Origin of the sequence: Salmonella sp. SSDFZ69 (genome assembly GCF_004010755.1) — a bacterium.
Classification (GTDB): domain Bacteria; phylum Pseudomonadota; class Gammaproteobacteria; order Enterobacterales; family Enterobacteriaceae; genus Salmonella; species Salmonella enterica.
The window spans coordinates 3,634,844-3,656,707 of the sequence record NZ_CP034831.1 but is presented as its reverse complement, the minus strand read 5'-3'; the positions used below and the strand labels follow the sequence as shown (position 1 = coordinate 3,656,707).

Annotated in this window: 20 protein-coding genes; 15 read left to right on the top strand and 5 right to left on the bottom strand. The window is 53.9% G+C overall.

Annotated elements, in window-relative coordinates:
• Positions 1-31: 31 nt before the first annotated feature.
• The 10 genes from fhuC to stfH all read left to right on the top strand — a co-directional run bounded on the left by fhuC (position 32) and on the right by stfH (position 11,160).
• Positions 32-829 (top strand): Fe3+-hydroxamate ABC transporter ATP-binding protein FhuC, encoded by a 798-nt coding sequence (fhuC, locus tag EOS98_RS18250; protein WP_001157203.1) that lies wholly within the window; start codon positions 32-34, stop codon positions 827-829.
• On the top strand, positions 829-1,719 hold the full coding sequence (gene fhuD / locus EOS98_RS18245) for a Fe(3+)-hydroxamate ABC transporter substrate-binding protein FhuD (RefSeq protein WP_001205359.1): 891 nt from the start codon (positions 829-831) through the stop codon (positions 1,717-1,719). The genes fhuC and fhuD overlap by 1 nt, the downstream gene beginning before the upstream one ends.
• A 14-nt stretch (positions 1,720-1,733) precedes the next feature.
• Entirely contained in the window at positions 1,734-3,773 is a 2,040-nt protein-coding gene (fhuB, locus tag EOS98_RS18240) for a Fe(3+)-hydroxamate ABC transporter permease FhuB (protein ID WP_127821217.1), read from the top strand.
• A 940-nt stretch (positions 3,774-4,713) separates the two neighbouring features.
• Entirely contained in the window at positions 4,714-5,274 is a 561-nt protein-coding gene (gene stfA, locus EOS98_RS18230) for a fimbrial major subunit StfA (protein ID WP_001090554.1), read from the top strand.
• A gap of 85 nt (positions 5,275-5,359) precedes the next feature.
• Entirely contained in the window at positions 5,360-8,017 is a 2,658-nt protein-coding gene (locus EOS98_RS18225) for a fimbrial biogenesis outer membrane usher protein (protein ID WP_127821192.1), read from the top strand.
• 17 nt (positions 8,018-8,034) lie between these two features.
• Positions 8,035-8,787, top strand: a complete 753-nt coding sequence (stfD, locus tag EOS98_RS18220; RefSeq protein WP_079971713.1) for a fimbrial chaperone StfD — start codon at positions 8,035-8,037, stop codon at positions 8,785-8,787.
• An 18-nt stretch (positions 8,788-8,805) separates the two neighbouring features.
• Positions 8,806-9,318 carry a fimbrial protein gene (locus EOS98_RS18215; protein WP_001250312.1) on the top strand — a complete coding sequence of 171 codons (513 nt, stop codon included), beginning with the start codon at positions 8,806-8,808 and terminating at the stop codon, positions 9,316-9,318.
• Positions 9,315-9,791, top strand: coding sequence for a fimbrial minor subunit StfF (gene stfF / locus EOS98_RS18210; protein WP_000737993.1), 477 nt, complete (start codon positions 9,315-9,317; stop codon positions 9,789-9,791). Before EOS98_RS18215 ends, stfF begins: the two co-directional genes overlap by 4 nt.
• The gene (locus EOS98_RS18205) at positions 9,791-10,321 is read left to right on the top strand and encodes a fimbrial protein (RefSeq protein WP_126524269.1); all 531 of its coding nucleotides are present in this window, start codon (positions 9,791-9,793) and stop codon (positions 10,319-10,321) included. Before stfF ends, EOS98_RS18205 begins: the two co-directional genes overlap by 1 nt.
• On the top strand, positions 10,321-11,160 hold the full coding sequence (gene stfH / locus EOS98_RS18200; protein WP_126524441.1) for a fimbrial adhesin StfH: 840 nt from the start codon (positions 10,321-10,323) through the stop codon (positions 11,158-11,160). Before EOS98_RS18205 ends, stfH begins: the two co-directional genes overlap by 1 nt.
• A gap of 98 nt (positions 11,161-11,258) precedes the next feature.
• On the opposite strand, the gene hemL is transcribed toward stfH, so the two are convergent.
• Positions 11,259-12,539 (bottom strand): glutamate-1-semialdehyde 2,1-aminomutase, encoded by a 1,281-nt coding sequence (gene hemL / locus EOS98_RS18195; RefSeq protein ID WP_039590357.1) that lies wholly within the window; start codon positions 12,537-12,539, stop codon positions 11,259-11,261.
• A 169-nt stretch (positions 12,540-12,708) separates the two neighbouring features.
• On the opposite strand from hemL, the gene clcA reads away from it, so the two are divergent.
• Both clcA and erpA read left to right on the top strand, forming a co-directional pair.
• Complete coding sequence (gene clcA / locus EOS98_RS18190) at positions 12,709-14,130, top strand: H(+)/Cl(-) exchange transporter ClcA (RefSeq protein ID WP_000845429.1); 1,422 nt, start codon at positions 12,709-12,711, stop codon at positions 14,128-14,130.
• 81 nt (positions 14,131-14,211) lie between these two features.
• Positions 14,212-14,556 carry an iron-sulfur cluster insertion protein ErpA gene (gene erpA / locus EOS98_RS18185; protein ID WP_001278668.1) on the top strand — a complete coding sequence of 115 codons (345 nt, stop codon included), beginning with the start codon at positions 14,212-14,214 and terminating at the stop codon, positions 14,554-14,556.
• 100 nt (positions 14,557-14,656) lie between these two features.
• On the opposite strand, the gene EOS98_RS18180 is transcribed toward erpA, so the two are convergent.
• The 3 genes from EOS98_RS18180 to mtnN are packed head-to-tail and all read right to left on the bottom strand — an operon-like array spanning position 14,657 to position 16,808.
• Positions 14,657-15,280 (bottom strand): TRIC cation channel family protein, encoded by a 624-nt coding sequence (locus EOS98_RS18180; RefSeq protein ID WP_000964234.1) that lies wholly within the window; start codon positions 15,278-15,280, stop codon positions 14,657-14,659.
• Between the two features lie 36 nt (positions 15,281-15,316).
• Positions 15,317-16,117: a vitamin B12 ABC transporter substrate-binding protein BtuF gene (gene btuF, locus EOS98_RS18175; protein ID WP_000240674.1), complete on the bottom strand. Its 801-nt coding sequence runs from the start codon at positions 16,115-16,117 to the stop codon at positions 15,317-15,319.
• Positions 16,110-16,808, bottom strand: a complete 699-nt coding sequence (gene mtnN / locus EOS98_RS18170) for a 5'-methylthioadenosine/S-adenosylhomocysteine nucleosidase (RefSeq protein WP_000689822.1) — start codon at positions 16,806-16,808, stop codon at positions 16,110-16,112. The genes btuF and mtnN overlap by 8 nt, the downstream gene beginning before the upstream one ends.
• Before the next feature lie 84 nt (positions 16,809-16,892).
• On the opposite strand from mtnN, the gene dgt reads away from it, so the two are divergent.
• The 3 genes from dgt to cdaR all read left to right on the top strand — a co-directional run bounded on the left by dgt (position 16,893) and on the right by cdaR (position 21,277).
• Positions 16,893-18,410 carry a dGTPase gene (gene dgt / locus EOS98_RS18165; protein ID WP_000146450.1) on the top strand — a complete coding sequence of 506 codons (1,518 nt, stop codon included), beginning with the start codon at positions 16,893-16,895 and terminating at the stop codon, positions 18,408-18,410.
• Between the two features lie 129 nt (positions 18,411-18,539).
• Positions 18,540-19,967 (top strand): serine endoprotease DegP, encoded by a 1,428-nt coding sequence (gene degP / locus EOS98_RS18160; RefSeq protein ID WP_000753958.1) that lies wholly within the window; start codon positions 18,540-18,542, stop codon positions 19,965-19,967.
• A gap of 152 nt (positions 19,968-20,119) precedes the next feature.
• Positions 20,120-21,277, top strand: coding sequence for a DNA-binding transcriptional regulator CdaR (gene cdaR / locus EOS98_RS18155; RefSeq protein WP_000929420.1), 1,158 nt, complete (start codon positions 20,120-20,122; stop codon positions 21,275-21,277).
• 88 nt (positions 21,278-21,365) lie between these two features.
• Here the strand turns inward: cdaR and EOS98_RS18150 are convergent, their stop codons facing one another.
• Positions 21,366-21,752, bottom strand: a complete 387-nt coding sequence (locus tag EOS98_RS18150; RefSeq protein WP_000272193.1) for a DUF3461 family protein — start codon at positions 21,750-21,752, stop codon at positions 21,366-21,368.
• Positions 21,753-21,864: the final 112 nt, after the last annotated feature.

The following is a 21,864-nucleotide window of genomic DNA, read 5'->3' as shown; positions in this document are numbered from 1 at the left end:
CTTGCCGTGCCCGTTTTACAAGTTGGCTGCGATGCAGGAAAACCACATTCATTCCGATACCACCTTTGCGCTGCGAAGCGTCGCTTTTCGTGTGCCGGGCCGCACGCTTTTACACCCCCTCTCGTTAACGTTTCCCGCAGGTCGCGTCACCGGACTTATTGGCCATAATGGCTCCGGTAAATCCACGCTGTTAAAAATGCTGGGCCGCCATCAGCCGCCTTCCGAAGGGGATATTCTGCTCGACAATCAGCCGCTGGCGAGCTGGAGCAGCAAGGCGTTTGCCCGCAAAGTTGCCTATCTGCCTCAACAATTGCCGCAAGCGGAAGGAATGACGGTGCGCGAACTGGTGGCGATTGGCCGCTATCCGTGGCACGGCGCGCTGGGACGCTTTGGCGTCGCGGACCGGGAAAAAGTAGACGAGGCGATTACGCTGGTCGGCTTAAAACCGCTGGCGCATCGTCTGGTAGACAGTCTTTCCGGCGGCGAGCGCCAGCGCGCGTGGATTGCCATGCTGGTCGCGCAGGACAGCCGTTGTCTGCTGCTGGATGAGCCGACGTCAGCGCTGGATATCGCCCATCAGGTTGACGTGCTGGCGCTGGTGCATCGTTTAAGCCAACAGCGCGGGCTGACGGTGGTTGCGGTGCTGCACGATATCAACATGGCGGCCCGCTACTGTGATTATTTAGTCGCGCTACGCGGCGGTGAAATGATTGCGCAAGGAACGCCTGCGGAACTGATGCGCAGTGACACGCTGGAGAAGATTTACGGTATCCCGATGGGTATCCTTCCGCATCCGGCGGGCGCCGCACCTGTGAGTTTTGTGTATTAATGCGTGATTTATATCCTCTGACTCGCCGCCGTTTATTAACGGCGATGGCGCTCTCGCCGCTACTTTGGCAAATGAATACGGCGCAGGCTGCCGCTATCGATCCCCGCCGGATTGTGGCGCTGGAGTGGCTGCCGGTTGAGCTGCTGCTGGCGCTCGGTATTACGCCGTATGGCGTGGCGGATGTGCCAAATTATAAGCTGTGGGTTAGCGAACCGCCGTTGCCGGATTCGGTGATTGATGTGGGTCTTCGCACTGAACCCAATCTCGAACTACTGACGGAGATGAAGCCGTCGTTTATGGTCTGGTCGGCAGGTTACGGTCCCTCGCCGGAAAAACTGGCGCGGATCGCGCCGGGGCGCGGGTTCGATTTTAGCGACGGCAAAAAGCCGCTGGCGGTAGCCCGACGCTCGCTGGTTGAACTGGCGCAGACGCTGAATCTGGAAGCTGCGGCAGAAAAACATCTGGCGCAATACGATCGCTTCATCGCCAGCCAGAAGCCGCATTTTATCCGCCGCGGGGGGCGTCCGTTACTGATGACGACGCTTATCGATCCGCGGCATATGCTGGTGCTCGGCCCGAATTGCCTGTTCCAGGAGGTGCTGGACGAGTATGGCATCGTCAATGCCTGGCAGGGTGAAACCAACTTTTGGGGCAGTACGGCGGTCAGCATCGATCGGCTGGCGATGTATAAAGAAGCGGATGTGATCTGCTTCGATCACGGGAATAGCACCGATATGAACGCGCTGATGGCAACGCCGCTGTGGCAGGCCATGCCGTTTGTCCGCGCCGGGCGTTTTCATCGGGTGCCCGCCGTTTGGTTCTATGGCGCGACCCTCTCCACGATGCATTTTGTCCGCATCCTGAATAACGTGTTGGGAGGCAAAGCGTGAGCAGAAAACGTGAAATGCCGGATGGCGGCGCGAAAAACGCCTTATCCGACCTACGGTTCGGGCGCTTTGTAGGCCGGATAAGGCGAAGCCGCCATCCGGCGTTGCTGTTATTGGCGCTGTTTGTTGCCGCCTGCTGGCTGACATGGGTTAACTTCTCCGTTGCGCTACCGCGCAGCCAGTGGCAACAGGCTATCTGGTCACCGGATATCGACATCATTGAGCAGATGATTTTTCATTACAGCCTGCTGCCAAGACTGGCGATTTCGCTACTGGTGGGCGCGGGACTTGGGCTGGTAGGCGTCCTGTTCCAGCAAGTATTACGTAACCCGCTGGCGGAACCGACCACGCTGGGCGTGGCGACCGGCGCGCAATTGGGGATCACGGTGACTACGCTATGGGCGATTCCCGGCGCGCTGACCACGCAGTTTGCCGCCCTGACGGGAGCCTGCATTGTCGGCGCGCTGGTGTTCGGCGTGGCGTGGGGCAAACGCCTGTCGCCGGTAACCCTAATCCTCGCCGGGCTGGTGGTCAGCCTCTATTGTGGCGCAATCAACCAGTTACTGGTGATTTTCCACCACGATCAGTTGCAAAGCATGTTTTTATGGAGCACCGGAACGCTAACGCAAACCGACTGGAGCGGCGTGCAGCGTCTGTGGCCGCAGTTGCTGGGCGGTGTGATGCTCACATTATTGTTGCTACGTCCGATGACGCTGATGGGGCTGGATGACGGAGTTGCGCGTAATCTGGGTCTGGCGCTGTCGTTAGCGCGTCTGGCGGCGCTGTCGCTGGCGATTGTGTTGAGCGCGCTGCTGGTCAACGCGGTGGGCATTATCGGTTTTATCGGCCTGTTTGCGCCGCTGCTGGCGAAAATGCTTGGCGCAAGACGTCTGCTGGCGCGCCTGATGCTGGCGCCGCTCATTGGGGCGCTTATTTTGTGGCTATCCGATCAGATTATCCTTTGGCTCACCCGCGTATGGATGGAAGTTTCCACCGGTTCAGTGACGGCGCTAATCGGCGCGCCGCTGCTCCTGTGGCTGCTGCCGCGGCTTAAAAGCATGAGCGCGCCGGATATGAACGCCAGCGATCGTGTGGTGGCGGAGCGTCGGCATGTCCTCGCTTTTGCCGTTGCCGGTGGCGCGCTCCTGCTGCTGGCAACATGGGGCGCGCTCTCTTTTGGTCGCGACGCGCACGGCTGGACGTGGGCGAGCGGAACGCTGCTTGAAGAACTGATGCCGTGGCGCTGGCCGCGGATACTGGCGGCGTTAATGGCGGGCGTTATGCTGGCGGTGGCGGGCTGCATTATTCAGCGTCTGACCGGTAACCCAATGGCCAGCCCGGAAGTGCTGGGGATCAGTTCCGGAGCCGCGTTTGGCGTGGTGTTGATGCTGTTTTTGGTGCCGGGGAATGCCTTCGGTTGGCTACTGCCCGCCGGAAGCCTGGGCGCGGCGGCGACACTGCTGATTATTATGTTAGCCGCCGGGCGCGGCGGTTTCTCGCCGCAACGGATGTTGCTGGCGGGGATGGCGCTCAGCACCGCGTTTACCATGCTGCTAATGATGCTCCAGGCGAGCGGCGACCCGCGGATGGCGGAAGTGTTGACCTGGATCGCAGGATCTACCTATAACGCCACTGGCGGGCAGGTTACGCGAACCGCGATCGTGATGGTGATTTTGCTGGCCATTGTGCCGTTGTGTCGCCGCTGGTTAACGATTTTGCCTCTGGGCGGCGATGCCGCGCGCGCGGTGGGCATGGCGCTTACGCCGTCGCGTATCGCGCTGCTGGCGCTGGCGGCTTGTTTGACGGCAACCGCGACGATGACCATTGGGCCGCTGAGTTTCGTTGGACTGATGGCGCCGCATATTGCGCGGATGCTCGGTTTTCGCCGGACGATGCCGCATATGGTCATCTCGGCGCTGGCAGGGGGCGTTTTACTGGTCTTTGCCGACTGGTGCGGCAGGATGGCGCTATTTCCGTATCAGATCCCGGCGGGACTGCTTTCAAGCTTTATTGGCGCGCCGTACTTTATCTATTTGCTACGTAAACAGAGTCGGTAAAAAAAGCTGTGCCACATTTATGTCGGGTGGCAGCCATGCTCAACCCGACCTATAAATTACACAATATCAATATGTTGTGGCAATATTTTGTAGACCTAAAAATCGCTGAACGCTATCAGCGTGCGAAAGCTGTCCTGTCACGTTTTATCGAGGGAACTCTGCTTGTATGTTCAGCAAGAAGCAGGTGTTATTTCTGTATCGATAAGTCATGTGCTATTTCAGTGGCGCGCCGCTGTCTCCTGAACAGGGTGACTAATTTCAACATATCCAGGCCCGAAACGTTGATGATAAATTGCGGCATGATCTATCCAATAATAAGAATTACCGGTTTCGGTATTAAGCCTTTTTAAATATTAAGATGTGGATGCCGCATCTTTAATGCATCTCGTAAATCAATTTTAATTTAATAATAAGTTTTCATTATAAAACTTCGATAATAAAATATTGTTTTTTTATCGAAGTAATAAAAAACAACTCTATTAAAATAAATTAATTGCCACGAGTAAACAAAAAAAATGTAACTTAGCATTTTTTGATTTTTTTGATGGAATTTATACCAAAAATAAATCTTATGCATCATTGCTATACACTCAGTACTGTAATTCTGATCTTTTTTTATTCATTTTGACATGTTTATTGTTTTTTTGGCTCTCCCGTCTTGCTTGTTTTGTTTGTTTTTTGAACGGTAAAAAATATTTATTATTTAATGCTGATGATCCTTTAAATAAAAAACACTTGTCTTTGGGTTTTTAATGGAAAATACTTTGCCGCGCCTAAGGGATGTTATTTATTAACGTGTTGTTTGCTTCTTTTGAATGTTGCATCGGGAATTTCATAACTCGTCATATAATATATATCTACCCATATAAACATGGGGTATTGAGTATAGCTCCGTGTGAATAGCGTAAAAATACTCACCAACTTTTAATAAGGATGAAAAATGAATACAGCAGTAAAAGCTGCGGTTGCTGCCGCACTGGTTATGGGTGTTTCCAGCTTTGCCAATGCTGCGGGCAGTAATACTGGTACGGTTACTTTTACCGGTACTATTGAAGATTCACCGTGTTCAATTGTGGTTGGCGACGAACACCAGACCGTTAACCTGGGCCATATCGGTACCGGTTCTCTGATGGGCGGTAAAGAATCTTCAAAAGTCGATTTCCATATCGGTCTGGAAAACTGCGCATTCACCACTGAGAAAGAAGCGTCTACCGTTTTCTCTGCCATCGGTAACGAATCCAGCGCTAATCCGGGCAGCGTTGCGCTGATGCGCATCGGCGGCGGCGAAATGGCGGGTTCCAGCATTGTTATCGGCAACCACTTGGGTTCCGCGATCAAATTGGGCGACGCTTACAGCGAAAACCTGACGATGAACGGCAGCGTTGCGGCGGCGAAACAGACTCTTAACTTCAAAGCCTGGGTGAAAGGCGATTCCGCTGCCACCACTATCGATACCGGCGAATTCAGCAGCACCGTAAACTTCACGATCAGCTATCTGTAAGTGAAATATTATCCTGCGGCAGTCTGCCGCAGGATAATGCTCAAAGTAAAAAAATAGATTATATATTTCAGGGATAGATTGTCTGATGGCTCACTATAAAAAATTTCGTCTGAGCACGCTTGCGGCCGTGGTGGGTATTGTTCTGGCTGTCGGTCTGGAAAATAGCTATGCGGAAGCGCCCATTCAATTTAATACCCGATTTCTTGATGTTAAAGATGATGCCAGCCTGGATCTCTCCCGTTTTTCCCGTAAAGGCTACATTATGTCGGGGAGCTATCATCTTCAGGTGCTGGTCAATCAGAGTCAAATTGCCCAGGATAATATTATTACGTATTCCGTTGATAATAACGATCCTGATAACACCTATCCCTGTTTATCGCCTGAACTGGTATCGCTGCTGGGGTTAAAACCTGAAATAGCAGATAAAATGATCTGGATAAATGCCGGTCAGTGTCTGCAACCAGATCAACTGGAAGGGATGGAAACCCAAACGGATTTAAGCCAGTCAACGCTGACGGTGATTATTCCGCAGGCGTATCTGGAATACAGCGATGAAGAGTGGGATCCACCTTCCCGCTGGGATGAAGGGATTCCCGGCGTGTTATTTGACTACAACGTTAACAGCCAGTGGCGACATGCTGAACATGATGACGGCGATGAATATGACATCAGCGGCAACGGCACGGTGGGCGCCAACCTCGGCGCGTGGCGTTTGCGCGCGGACTGGCAGGCTAACTATCGTCACGAAAATGACAGCGAAGATAAAGACAACTTTGGCTCCAGTTCCGAACAGAACTGGGACTGGAACCGCTATTACGCCTGGCGGGCGATCCCACAGCTCCGGGCGCAGCTAACGCTGGGCGAAGGATCGCTGGAATCCGATATTTTTGACGGCTTTAACTATGTTGGCGGCAGCCTTATCACCGACGATCAGATGTTACCGCCTAATCTGCGCGGCTACGCCCCGGATATATCAGGCGTGGCGCGCACCAACGCCAAAGTCACCGTGACCCAGCGCGGGCGGGTGATTTATGAGTCGCAGGTCCCGGCAGGGCCGTTTCGCATTCAGGATATTAATGAAACGGTATCCGGCGATCTACACGTCAAAATTGAAGAACAAAGCGGTCAGGTGCAGGAATATGACGTCAGCACCGCCTCCATTCCGTTTCTGACCCGTCCCGGCCAGGTGCGCTACAAGTTGGCAGCCGGGCGACCGCAGGACTGGGATCACAATATGGAAGGCGGCTTTTTCACCTCAGCCGAAGCCTCCTGGGGGATCGCTAACGGCTGGTCGCTGTACGGCGGCGCCATCGGCGAGCAGGATTATCAGGCGCTGGCGTTAGGACTGGGGCGCGATCTGGCGCTGCTGGGCGCGTTTTCCGTCGATGTCACCCATTCCCGTGCGGCGCTGCCAGAGGGTAGCGCCTACGGCGACGGCACCATTCAGGGTAACTCGTTCCGTGCCAGCTACGCTAAAGATTTTGATGATATAGACAGCCGTCTGACGTTTGCTGGTTATCGCTTTTCCGAAGAAAACTACATGACGATGGACGAGTTTATCGATACGCATAATGACGATAACGATCGTCAGCGTACCGGCCACGATAAAGAGATGTATACCCTGACGTACAGCCAGAACTTTTCGGCAATAAACGTCAACGCCTATATCAACTACACCCATCGCACCTACTGGAATCAACCCAACCAGGACAGCTATAACCTGACGCTGTCGCACTATTTCGATGTCGGCGAGGTGCGCGGGATCAGTCTGTCGGTGAACGGTTTTCGCAACGAATATGACAATGAGCGTGATGACGGCGTGTACGTCTCGCTCAGTATTCCGTGGGGCAACAACCGCACGCTGAGCTACAACGGCTCCTTTAGCGATGACAACAACAGCAATCAGGTCGGCTATTACGAGCGCATTGACGATCGCAATAACTACCAGATCAACGCTGGCCGCGCGGATAACGGCGCGACTCTCGACGGCTATTACCGTCATCAAGCGAGCTATGCCGACATTGACGTCAGTGCGAACTATCAGGAAGGCGACTATACCTCCGGCGGGCTGAACATCCAGGGCGGCGCGACGCTGACTGCTAAAGGCGGGGCGCTGCACCGCACCAGCGTCAACGGCGGCTCGCGGCTGCTGGTGGATGTCGGCGATGAAGCGAACGTACCCATCTCCGGTTACAGCACGCCGGTATATACCAACGCGTTTGGTAAAGCCGTCATTGTCGACGTCAACGACTACTACCGCAACCAGGTGAAAATCGACATTACCCAGTTGCCGGAAGACGCGGAAGCAACCCTCTCCATTGCTCAGGCGACCCTGACGGAAGGGGCGATCGGTTATCGCCGCATGGAGGTGCTCAGTGGTAAAAAAGCCATGGCCAGTATCCGCCTGCGTGATGGCGGCACGCCGCCCTTCGGCGCGGAGGTTTACAACAGTCGCCAGCAACAGTTAGGGATCGTAGGTGAAGACGGCAGCGTTTATCTGATCGGCATTAACCCCGGCGAGCGGTTGCAGGTGACATGGGAAGGTAAAACGCAGTGTGAAGCGGCGTTACCCGATCCGCTGCCGGGCGATCTGTTTAGCGGCCTGCTGCTGCCGTGCATCGGCGACGCTTCATCACCTAAGGCAACGCAGCCCGAAGAGAAACCATTACTCCAGCTTCATACGCAGCGGCTGACGTCTTCAACGCAACCCGAAGCGCTCTCTTCTCGTTATCCAACACATTGATTCAGGAAATCGCATTCATGATGCCATTAAAACGTTATAACCTGGCCGCTGTTTTGCTGCTTTTGCTGGGCGGCTACGGTAGCGCCCAGGCCGCCATCGCGCCCGATCGCACCCGCCTGGTGTTTCGCGGCGAAGATAAATCGATAAGCGTCGATCTGAAAAACGCCAACAGCAAACTGCCCTATCTGGCGCAGTCCTGGGTGGAAGATGAGAAGGGCGCCAAAATCACCTCGCCTTTAATCGTCGTCCCACCGGTCCAGCGCATTGAGCCGTCGGCAATCGGACAGGTCAAAATTCAGGGGATGCCGGCGCTGGCGTCGCTCCCCAAGGATCGGGAAACCCTTTTTTATTACAACGTGCGCGAAATTCCGCCGCAAAGCGACAAGCCCAACACGCTGCAAATCGCCCTGCAAACGCGCATCAAAGTTTTTTACCGCCCGCAGGCGCTATCGAAAATCGATATGCAGCATCCCTGGCAATACAAGATCACCCTTCAGCGTCAGGGCAATGGCTATCAGGTGAGCAATCCGACCGGTTACTACGTGGTGTTAAGCAACGCCAGCAGCCGCATGGACGGCACACCGGCCAGAGGCTTTAGCCCTTTAGTGATTGCACCAAAAAGCAACGTGACGCTGGGAGGAGACGCCAGTGAATTAGGTCGCTCGCCTGTGCTGACTTACGTCAACGATTATGGCGCGCGGTTACCGCTGATTTTTAACTGTACTGACAACAGTTGTGCGGTAGATGAAGCAAAAAGCAGAAAGTCGTAACCGACAAGGAGACGCAAGATGAGGCAATGGCGGTTACGGCTGGGCACGGTAACGTGTGCGGCCATGCTGAGTGCGGTCAGTATGCCGCTGGCAGCAGGAAGTAAGACGGTCAACATGACGCTGACGATAGTCGTTAATGCCGCGCCGCCCTGTACTGTGACCGGCGGTGAGGTGGAATTTGGCAATGTGTTGACGACGAAAGTGGACGGGGTGAATTACCGGCAGGCGGTGGGCTATCGCCTGAGCTGTAACGGCAGAGTGAGCGATTACCTGAAGTTACAGATTCAGGGGAATGCGGTGACTATCAATGGCGAGTCGGTATTGCAAACCGATGTCGATGGATTGGGTATCCGTCTGCAAACCGCCATGGATGGCGCGCTGATTTCACCCGGCAATACGCAATGGTTGTCATTTCAATACAGCGGTGGCAGCGGTCCGGCCATTGAGGCAATTCCCGTCAAAAATAATGGCGTAACGTTAACAGGTGGCGCGTTTAACGCAGGCGCCACGCTGGTGGTGGATTACCAATGAAAAAAATGGCTTTGATAGTGTTAATAAGCAGCAGTTTTGCCGCGCAGTCGGCTGAGAACCTTAAGTTTCACGGCACATTAATTTCACCGCCGAATTGTACGATTAACAATGATCAGACGATCGACGTTGAGTTCGGTAACCTGCTGATTAATAAAATAGATGGTACGCGTTATGCGCAGAATGTTCCGTATGAGATCACCTGTGATTCAACGGTGCGCGATGAGACGATGGCGATGACCCTGACGCTAAGCGGTTCCGTGAGTGATTTTAATCCGGCGGCGGTAAACACCAGCGTGGCGGGGCTGGGGATTGAACTCAGGCAGAACGATCAACCCTTTACGTTGGGGTCCACCATTACGGTGAATGAACAATCGATACCTGTTCTGAAAGCCATACCGGTTAAAAAGAGCGGTGCTTCGCTGAAAGAAGGCGGCTTCGATGCGACGGCAACATTACAGGTGGATTATCAGTAATGGCTAAAAGACAGGCGTTATTACACGGCGCGGCCTGCATCCTCTGTGGGGCGCTGATATTGCCGGTCTCAGCGGCAGATAACCTGCATTTTTCCGGTAGCCTGGTGGCCAGTCCTTGCACGCTCACGATGCAGGGGGCGGGGATTGCCGAAGTCAATTTTTCGTCGCTTGACAGTTCTGATTTCACTCCCGACGGCCAGTCTGCTCGTAAGCCTTTGGTGTTTGAACTCACGGATTGCGATTCGGCGCTGAGTAACGGGGTGCAGGTGTCTTTCACTGGAACCGAAGCGACCGGAATGCGCGGTATCCTGGCCATCGATAGCCATTCAGGTGCTTCCGGGATCGGGATTGGTATTGAAACGTTATCTGGCGTTCCCGTGGGCATGAACGATGAAGAGGGTGCGATATTCACGCTGGTGACGGGGAATAACGCGCTAAGCCTGAATGCCTGGGTACAACGCCTTCCTGGCGAAGATCTGGTTCCGGGAACGTTCTTCGCAAGCGCACTAGTTACCTTTGAGTATTTATGATGAGAAACATACAGATTTTATTTTTACTGTTGGCGGTCGTTTGTTGCCGTTCAATAGCGGCGGGACCCATGCTGAAAGCGACATTTTCAAGCACCACGATGTATTATGGTATTGGCCCTAATAGCGACAAATCTATTGTGGCGGAGGTGACGATAGCGACTCCGGAGGGAATATACTATGGCTCCTGGAACCTTGGGGGACATCGTAAAGGAGATACGCTACCCGCCAACTCCTGGTCTGGGCCAGAACCTGCGCCGAAGGTTGTATTGAAGGATTTTGATAACACTGTTTCGCGATCTGCGTGCAAGAATCTTCCCTCGAACTGGAGGGGGTGTGGCTCTTTTACCCTGCAGATTACGGTACAAAGCGATGATTATGGTTGCCCCTGGCTGGCGTCGAGCCATATCGTTGCTACCGCTTTTATCACTAACGAAACGTATTCTCCGCCGGATACGCGCAGTTCAGTTTGCCCGAAAGTTCCCGTTGATACTTTTGATATCTCCTGGGATGCGAACGTTTCGAAACAGAAAACAACCCTCATGCTTGATGCCACCGGTGGCACGGTGAATCGCACGTTACATACCTATTTGATGGAGGGCGGAAAACTTTGCGATGGCAGCAAATTTGACGACCGTGGCGCTTATTGCCGTTTTGTCTCATCGGGTATTACGCTCAATGTGCTGGGCTGCGACCAGTCGAGCGTCACGACCAGCGCCGTTGATCATCCGATAACCGATGTTGAGCTTCATGACATTAATGTAGCGGTGAACACCCGCAACATTGGCTCCGGGCAGTTCACGTCGACCTGTAGCTTTCAGTATATTATTGATGAGCTTTAGGTTGTCTGGTGCGGTTCAGGCTAACCTGCGATGAACCAAAAAAAAGCCGGGTGGCGGCTTCGCCTTACCCGGCCTACGTTGTTTTTGGACGTTCTCTTTTACAATTTCGCAAACACCCGACGCGCGGCGTCAATAGTATTATTAATGTCGTCCATGCTGTGTGCGACCGACATAAAGCCCGCCTCAAACGCCGATGGCGCCAGATACACGCCTTCCTCCAGCATCAGGTGGAAGAAACGCTTAAAGCGTTCCACGTTGCACGCCATCACGTCCTGATAGCAGGTTACGCTCTCAGCGTCGGTGAAGAAAATCCCGAACATGCCGCCGACATGGTTAACCACCAGCGGAATATTCGCTTCTTCGGCAGCTTCCAGCAAACCTTCCGCCAGACGGGTGGTGAGCTCATCCAGCGTTTCATGAATGCCGGGCTGGGCGACTTCATTCAGGCAGGCGAAACCGGCCGCCATCGCAATCGGGTTGCCGGAAAGGGTGCCCGCCTGGTAAACCGGGCCCGTCGGCGCCAGCGCATCCATTACATCGCGACGACCGCCAAACGCGCCTACCGGCATCCCGCCGCCGATGATTTTACCCAGACAGGTCAGGTCAGGCACGACGCCGTAGTAATCCTGGGCTCCGGCCAGCGCTACGCGAAAACCGGTCATCACTTCGTCGATAATCAGCAGCGCGCCGAACTCATCGCACAAGGCGCGCAGACCTGGCAGGAATTCCGGCAGCGGCGGGACGCAGTTCATATTGCCCGCCACGGGTTCGACGATGATACAGGCGATTTCCTGCGGATATTGTTCAAACGCCGCGCGCACTGACGCCAAATCGTTATAAGTGCAGGTCAGCGTATGTTTCGCGAAATCTGCCGGCACGCCCGGCGAGTTTGGCTGACCGAGCGTCAGCGCGCCAGAACCGGCTTTGACCAGCAGGCAGTCTGCGTGGCCGTGGTAGCAGCCTTCGAATTTGATAATCTTATCGCGGCCAGTAAAACCACGCGCCAGGCGAATAGCGCTCATGGTCGCTTCGGTGCCGGAGTTCACCATGCGCACCATGTCCATGGTCGGCACCAGGTTGGTGACCAGTTCCGCCATTTTCACTTCCATTTCGGTTGGCGCGCCGAAGCTTAAACCGCGCTCCGCAGCTTCGATCACCGCATTGCGGATAGCCGGATGGTTATGCCCCAGTACCATTGGCCCCCAGGAACCGACATAGTCGATATACGCTTTGCCATCGACATCATAAAGATACGCGCCGTCCGCTTTTTCGATAAACAGCGGGGTGCCGCCCACGCCAGTGAAGGCGCGAACAGGGGAGTTCACGCCGCCGGGGATCAGCTCGCGGGCCGCGCTATAGAGATTTTCAGACTTACTCATGGAAAGATTCCTGGTTCGTAGAAAAAGTGAATACCCGCTATTCTAAGTTATTCAGAGAAGGTTATGAAAGTTTTACGCATTTGAAACAATACGATTTGCAGGGGATTTTCGCGGCGTTGGCGAGTAGAATGCCGACTTTAGATTTGTATTACCAATTAATGATCTTCTGATGAAAACAGACACTTCCACCTTTTTAGCTCAGCAAATTGTGCGTTTACGGCGCAGAGATCAGATTCGCCGGTTAATGCAGCGGGATAAAACGCCGCTGGCCATCCTGTTCATGGCGGCCGTTGTCGGCACGCTTACCGGACTGGTTGGCGTCGCCTTTGAAAAGGCCGTTTCCTGGGTACAAAACATGCGCATTGGCGCGCTGGTTCAGGTCGCGGACCATGCGTTTTTGCTTTGGCCGCTGGCCTTTATCCTTTCGGCGTTACTGGCGATGGTCGGCTACTTTTTGGTGCGAAAATTTGCGCCGGAAGCCGGCGGCTCGGGTATCCCGGAAATTGAAGGCGCGCTGGAGGAGCTACGTCCGGTACGCTGGTGGCGCGTGTTGCCGGTGAAGTTTATCGGCGGGATGGGAACGTTGGGCGCAGGAATGGTATTAGGGCGCGAAGGGCCAACGGTGCAAATCGGGGGCAACCTGGGGCGCATGGTGCTGGATGTTTTTCGTATGCGCAGCGCCGAAGCGCGGCATACGTTGCTGGCGACCGGCGCGGCGGCGGGGCTCTCTGCGGCGTTTAACGCGCCGCTGGCGGGTATCCTGTTTATTATTGAAGAGATGCGCCCGCAGTTTCGCTACAACCTGATTTCGATTAAAGCGGTGTTTACCGGCGTCATCATGTCGAGCATTGTGTTCCGCATATTTAACGGCGAAGCGCCGATTATTGAAGTCGGCAAACTGTCTGATGCGCCGGTTAACACGCTGTGGTTATACCTTATCCTCGGTATTATTTTTGGCTGCGTCGGGCCGGTATTTAATTCGTTGGTGCTGCGTACCCAGGATATGTTTCAGCGCTTTCATGGCGGCGAAATTAAAAAATGGGTGCTTATGGGCGGCGCGATCGGCGGCCTGTGCGGTATTCTGGGGTTGATTGAGCCGGAAGCGGCAGGCGGCGGGTTTAACCTTATTCCTATCGCCGCGGCAGGTAATTTTAGCGTCGGGCTACTGCTGTTCATCTTTATTGCCCGGGTTGTCACGACGCTGCTTTGCTTTTCTTCCGGCGCGCCGGGGGGCATTTTCGCCCCGATGCTGGCGTTGGGAACGCTGCTTGGTACGGCCTTCGGTATGGCGGCGGCAGTGCTTTTCCCGCAGTATCACCTGGAGGCCGGTACCTTTGCGATTGCCGGGATGGGGGCGCTGATGGCGGCGTCGGTGCGCGCCCCGCTGACGGGGATTGTGCTGGTGCTGGAGATGACTGATAACTACCAGCTCATTTTGCCAATGATTATCACCTGTCTTGGCGCGACACTATTAGCCCAGTTTTTGGGCGGGAAACCGTTATACTCAACCATCCTGGCGCGCACTCTGGCGAAGCAGGATGCGGAACAGGCGGCGAAAAGCCAGAATGCGCCTGCGGGCGAGAATACTTGAACGAATTACCAGGGTATTAGATAATGACTGCCAATATTGGGTGAAAATTTATCCAATTACCGATGTCGTTTGGAGCAAAATATGAGTGATGACGTAGCGCTGCCGCTGCAGTTTACCGACGCAGCAGCGAATAAAGTAAAAAGTCTTATCGCTGACGAAGATAACCCGAATCTGAAACTGCGCGTGTATATCACCGGCGGTGGTTGCAGCGGCTTCCAGTATGGTTTTACCTTTGACGATCAGGTTAACGAAGGGGATATGACCATCGAAAAACAGGGCGTTGGCCTGGTGGTTGACCCGATGAGTTTGCAGTATCTGGTGGGTGGTTCGGTCGATTATACCGAAGGCCTGGAAGGTTCCCGCTTCATTGTAACCAACCCGAATGCGAAAAGTACCTGCGGGTGTGGCTCTTCCTTCAGCATTTGATTGCTGTTCGTTGTGCCGGATGGCGACGCGAGCGTCTTATCCGGCCTACAGGAAAGATGTTCCAGGCCCGATAAGCGTAGCGCCATCGGGCAAAACAATATCAACGTCCGTTTTCATCCAGTGCAAACGTCGGCAATTTCAAATGCCAGCGAATGGCCGCCAGCCGAATGAACAGCGTGACGACCATACCCATCATGCTGGCGCTTTCCAGCGGTACTGAAAACGTATAAAACGCGGTGGCGTGAACAATCCCGCCGATAATACAGGCCGTGGCATAGATTTCGGTGCGTAGGATCATGGGGATCTCGCGTGCCAGAACATCGCGAATAATCCCGCCGCCGACGCCGGTAATCACGCCCATACAGACAGCCACTAATGGCCCCGTTTCAGCGAGGAAGGCTTTATTCACCCCAATGCCGACAAACACCGCCAGCCCGACCGCATCCAGTACCGGCAACATCCATTTCGGTAGACGTCTTGGCTGGCGAACCAGCAGGATGGTCAGCATACTGGTGACCATGGCGACGACCAGATCGGTAGGATCTTTAACCCAGAATACCGGGCCGTTATCCAGCGCCATATCGCGGATTGTCCCGCCGCCGACGGCAGTAACGACGCCGAGCACCAGGACGCCGAACGGGTCCATACGTAATTTCCCGGCCAGCAACACGCCAGAGATAGCAAATACAGCCGTGCCTACAATATCCAGCCAATAGACGAGCATTGTCGAATCCCCACTGGGAGCCTGGTAAGACAGGCTCTAATTCACCTGTGAAAGCGCATTACAGAGTTGTTTTGCGGCGAGGATAATACGCGGGCTTGCGCGTTCAAACCAGTCGCTGTTAAGCGGAATAACCGGAATTTTTAACAGGTTTCCCCAGTATTGTTCAATTTTGAGAATTTCGCCCGCTTTTCCGGCCACGATAATGGCCTGAGGATGCCTTGCCAGCACCTGCTCACGGCTGACTTGCGGCCACGGCACGCGGCTGTCAGCAAAGACGTTTTCTCCGCCGCAGGTCGTCAAAACCTGATGTTGAATAGACCCTTTACCGCTGGTAAACAGAGGATTCATGCCAAACTGAAGAAAGACGCGCTTTTTAGCTTTACCGGCATACTCGGCGTTGAGCGCGGCGTACTCGTTTAGCAATGTCTGCGCTGCCTGCTGAGCCTTTTCCGGCTGCGGGCTCCAGGCGGCCAGTTGACGGAGCGTGTCGGCGATCTGTTCGATGCTTACCGCGTCTACCCACATGACCTTAATACCTAATGACGTCAGTTGGTTTACCTGGCGTTCCGCATTACCGCCGCGCCAGGCGACGACCAGATCCGGCTTCAGCGCCACAATGCGTTCCAGATTCATTCCCTGCCAGGTAGAGACCTGTTCTATTTTTTGCGCTTCGGGCGGGTAGTCGGAATAGCTGCTGACGCCAACGGGCGTAATCCCGGCGGCAAAAGCAAGCTCCGTATTGGCGGGAGAGAGGGTAATGACGCGCGGCGCAGCGTAAAGCCACACCGGGAGCGTAAGCAGCAGGGCGACCAGCGCCCTGAACATTTGCTTAACCATGCGCCAGTTTCTGTACCAGCGTTTCGACCATCAGAGTCGACTGTTTCGCCGCCACCGCGAGGAATTCGTCAAAGCTGAGGTGCGATTGCTGATCGGCCACGTCAGAAATAGCGCGTACCACCACGAACGGCACGTTGAAGTTATAGCAGACGTGGGCGATAGCGGTGGCTTCCATCTCTACGGCGACCGCGTCGGGGAAGTTATGCCGAATTTTCGCCAGCCCGACGGAGCCGTTAATAAACGCGTCGCCGCTAACAATAAGGCCGCGTACCGCGTTCAGATTCAACTCCCTGATGCAGGATTCCGCGGCGGCGATCAGTTTGTCATCGGCCTTAAATCCGGCCGGACAGCCCGGTAATTGCCCGTATTCATAGCCGAAAGCGGTCACATCAGCGTCGTGGTAACGCGCTTCGTCAGAGACGACGATATCGCCGACCTTCAGCGTGGACGCCAGACCGCCTGCGGAACCGGTATTGATGATCACGTCCGGCTTGCAGTGCTCCAGAAGCAACGTTGCGCCCAGCGCCGCCGCGACTTTACCGATACCGGATTTCAGCAACGCCACTTCGGTGCCGTTCAACTGGCCAGTGTAAATTTCGCAGCCGCCCAGCGTAATCGTCTGACGGTTGTCAATTTTGTCACGCAGCAGCGTAACTTCTTCTTCCATTGCGCCAATGATGCCGATTTTCATAGATTTACTCGCGATAAGTCAGTTTTGGGGGCATAGTTTATCATGCGCTTATGGGGAAGCGCATTTCTCAGGCGGGGAGAGGATATGGCATCGATCGATTTCCGAAATAAAATTAACTGGCATCGTCGTTATCGTTCACCGCAGGGCGTAAAGACGGAACATGAGATCCTGCGGATTTTTGAAAGCGATCGCGGGCGGATTATCAACTCTCCGGCTATACGCCGTTTGCAGCAAAAAACGCAGGTTTTCCCGCTGGAGCGCAATGCCGCGGTGCGTACTCGCCTGACGCATTCGATGGAGGTGCAGCAGGTAGGGCGTTATATCGCGAAAGAGATTTTAAGCCGTCTGAAAGAGCAAAACCGGCTGGAGGAGTACGGTCTGGATGCGCTGACCGGTCCCTTTGAAAGTATTGTGGAAATGGCCTGCCTGATGCACGACATCGGTAATCCGCCGTTCGGTCATTTTGGCGAGGCGGCGATCAATGACTGGTTTCGTCAGCGGCTGCATCCGGAAGATGCGGAAAGTCAGCCGCTCACGCATGATCGCTGTGTGGTTTCCTCGCTACGGCTACAGGAAGGCGAAGAAAATCTGAACGATATTCGCCGCAAGGTACGTCAGGATATCTGCCATTTTGAAGGCAATGCACAGGGAATTCGTCTGGTGCATACGCTCATGCGGATGAATCTTACCTGGGCGCAGGTTGGCGGAATTTTAAAATATACCCGTCCGGCATGGTGGCGAGGGCCGGTGCCGGATTCCCATCGCTATTTAATGAAGAAACCGGGCTATTATCTTTCTGAAGAGAAGTATATTGCGAGGTTACGTAAAGAACTGCAGTTAGCGCCTTACAGTCGCTTTCCATTAACGTGGATTATGGAAGCCGCAGATGATATTTCTTATTGTGTCGCCGATCTTGAAGACGCGGTAGAGAAAAGAATCTTTAGCGTTGAGCAGCTTTATCACCATTTATATCACGCGTGGGGCCACCATGAGAAGGATTCGCTGTTTGAGCTGGTGGTAGGAAATGCGTGGGAAAAATCACGCGCCAATACATTAAGCCGCAGTACCGAAGATCAGTTTTTTATGTATTTACGGGTAAATACATTAAATAAACTGGTGCCCTATGCCGCTCAGCGTTTTATTGATAATTTGCCGCAGATTTTTGCCGGTACCTTCAATCAGGCGTTGCTGGAAGATGCCAGCGGTTTTAGCCGCCTGCTTGAACTCTATAAGAATGTGGCGGTTGAACATGTGTTTAGCCATCCGGATGTAGAACAGCTTGAACTACAGGGATACCGGGTGATCAGCGGGTTATTAGATATCTATCAGCCGCTATTAAGCCTGTCGCTTAACGACTTTCGCGAGCTGGTGGAAAAAGAACGGTTGAAACGCTTCCCCATAGAATCGCGCTTATTTCAGAAACTTTCTACGCGCCATCGTTTGGCCTACGTGGAAGTCGTCAGTAAATTACCCACGGATTCGGCGGAGTACCCGGTACTGGAATATTATTATCGCTGTCGGTTGATTCAGGATTATATCAGCGGGATGACTGACCTTTACGCATGGGATGAATATCGGCGTTTGATGGCGGTCGAACAGTAAATGGACTTTTGTAAAGATGGACAATAAATTTTTACTTTTTCCAGAAACTTTATTCCGGAACTTCGCGTTATAAAATGAATCTGACGTACACAGCAATTTTGCGTTACCTGTTAATCGAGATTGAAACACATGAAAAAAACCACATTAGCAATGAGTGCACTGGCTCTGAGTTTAGGTTTGGCATTGTCGCCTCTGTCTGCCACGGCGGCTGAAACGTCCTCTTCAGCAATGACTGCCCAGCAGATGCCAAGCCTGGCACCGATGCTCGAAAAAGTGATGCCATCGGTGGTCAGTATTAATGTAGAAGGTAGCACCACGGTGAATACGCCGCGTATGCCGCGTAATTTCCAGCAGTTCTTTGGCGATGACTCCCCGTTCTGCCAGGACGGTTCTCCGTTCCAGAATTCTCCCTTCTGCCAGGGCGGCGGTAACGGCGGCAACGGCGGTCAACAACAGAAATTCATGGCGCTGGGCTCCGGCGTAATTATTGACGCCGCGAAGGGCTACGTCGTCACCAACAACCACGTGGTTGATAACGCCAGCGTGATTAAAGTACAGCTTAGCGATGGGCGTAAATTCGATGCTAAAGTGGTGGGCAAAGATCCGCGTTCTGATATCGCGCTGATTCAAATTCAGAATCCGAAGAACCTGACGGCGATTAAGCTGGCGGACTCCGACGCGCTGCGCGTGGGGGATTATACCGTCGCTATTGGTAACCCGTTTGGTCTGGGCGAAACGGTGACGTCAGGTATCGTTTCGGCGCTGGGGCGTAGCGGCCTGAACGTAGAAAATTACGAGAACTTTATTCAGACCGACGCCGCGATTAACCGCGGTAACTCCGGCGGCGCGCTGGTGAACCTGAACGGTGAGCTGATCGGTATTAACACCGCGATTCTGGCGCCGGACGGCGGCAACATCGGTATCGGCTTCGCTATCCCCAGTAACATGGTGAAAAACCTGACGTCGCAGATGGTGGAATACGGCCAGGTGAAACGCGGCGAACTGGGGATCATGGGGACTGAGCTGAATTCCGAATTGGCGAAAGCGATGAAAGTCGACGCCCAGCGTGGCGCGTTCGTCAGCCAGGTGATGCCGAATTCGTCCGCGGCGAAAGCGGGTATCAAAGCCGGGGATGTCATTACCTCGCTGAACGGTAAACCGATCAGCAGCTTTGCGGCGCTGCGCGCTCAGGTCGGCACTATGCCGGTCGGCAGCAAAATCAGCCTCGGTCTGCTGCGTGAAGGTAAAGCGATTACGGTTAATCTGGAACTGCAGCAGAGCAGCCAGAGTCAGGTTGATTCCAGCACCATCTTCAGCGGGATTGAAGGCGCTGAAATGAGCAATAAAGGCCAGGATAAAGGCGTTGTGGTGAGCAGCGTGAAAGCGAATTCACCCGCCGCGCAAATTGGCCTCAAAAAAGGTGATGTGATTATCGGCGCTAACCAGCAGCCGGTGAAAAATATCGCCGAGCTGCGTAAGATTCTCGACAGCAAACCGTCGGTTCTGGCGCTGAATATTCAGCGTGGTGATAGTTCTATTTATTTGCTGATGCAGTAATCACCTTTGTCCCCCTTCCTCCATGGAAGGGGGCAACACTTTTCTGTGAAACCCCCCACAACTCCATACTTATTTGCACCGTTTTGTGCATTTGCACAATGTCGAGACCTGTCATCTTCCTTATGCTTGTGCTCTGCTCACAGGAGGGATTTATGGCTGGCTGGCATCTTGATACCAAAATGGCGCAGGATATCGTGGCGCGCACTATGCGCATCATTGATACCAATATCAACGTAATGGATGCCCGCGGGCGTATTATCGGCAGCGGCGATCGGGAACGTATTGGTGAATTGCACGAAGGCGCGCTGTTAGTGCTGTCGCAGGGCCGGGTTGTGGATATCGACGACGCCGTGGCGCGACACCTGCACGGGGTGCGTCAGGGGATTAATCTTCCCTTACGCCTTGAGGGCGAAATTGTCGGCGTGATCGGCCTCACCGGCGAACCAGAGCACCTGCGTAAATATGGCGAACTGGTGTGTATGACTGCCGAAATGATGCTGGAACAGTCGCGGTTAATGCACCTTTTGGCGCAGGATAGCCGCTTGCGTGAAGAGCTGGTAATGAACCTGATTCAGGCCGAAGAAAATACGCCGGCGCTGGTGGAATGGGCGCAGCGTTTGGGGATCGATTTGAACCAGCCGCGTGTGGCGGCGGTGGTGGAAGTCGACAGCGGCCAGCTTGGCGTCGATAGCGCAATGGCGGAACTTCAGCAGTTGCAGAATGCGCTTACCACGCCGGAGCGTAACAACCTGATAGCCATTGTTTCTCTCACCGAGATGGTGGTGCTCAAACCCGCCTTAAACTCGTTTGGTCGCTGGGATGCTGAAGATCATCGTAAGCGCGTAGAGCAGCTTATCTCGCGAATGAAAGAGAATGGTCAGCTACGTTTTCGCGTAGCGCTGGGCAATTACTTTACCGGGCCGGGCAGTATTGCACGCTCATACCGCACGGCGCGCACTACGATGATGGTCGGCAAACAGCGGATGCCAGAAAGCCGCAGCTATTTTTATCAGGATTTGATGCTGCCGGTTCTGTTAGATAGCCTGCGTGGCGGCTGGCAGGCCAATGAGCTGGCGCGCCCGCTGGTAAAACTCAAAGCGATGGATAACAACGGGTTATTACGTCGGACGCTGACGGCGTGGTTTCGCCATAATGTCCAGCCGCTGGCGACCTCTAAGGCGCTGTTTATTCATCGTAACACGCTGGAATATCGGCTAAATCGTATTTCGGAACTGACCGGGCTGGATTTGGGAAATTTTGACGATCGGCTGTTGCTGTATGTGGCGCTACAACTGGATGAACAGCGTTAAGCCCGGCGGCGCTACGCTTATCAGGCCTACCGGGATATATCTGTAGGCCGGATAAGGCGTAACACGTCGCCATCCGGCAACACACAGCTTACTTGCGGGTAAGCTTGTCCAGATCGGCTTCGATTTCACTGATCTTATTCGCGACGACGCTTTCCAGATGGCGCAAGTCGTCGAGGATCTTACGTTTGAGATCGAGTTCTGAGCGGTCGCGCTGGCAGATTTGGTCCAGCTCGTCAATCACATAGCGTAGGTTAGGGCTAATCTCCTGTACTTCTTTATAACCCTGACCGATGCCATCGGCCACCACCGTTTTACGCTGGCGTGGATACTTAAACTTCACGCTTTTAGCAAAGAATTCACCTCTATCCTTTTGAAAATAGATTTTCAGGATATCGTTATTGGCTTCTTGCCGCAGGCTGTAACGATCGATTTCCTCAGGATTGGTAATGCCCAGACTTTTTAGATTGTCATACATAGCGGTATCCTTCATCACACTATAACTTTTGAATAATTAACGAAAAATTGGTTTTTCGCCACCAGTGTATACAAAAAAAGCGCGGTTGATCGCAGAAGACGTCTCGGCAACG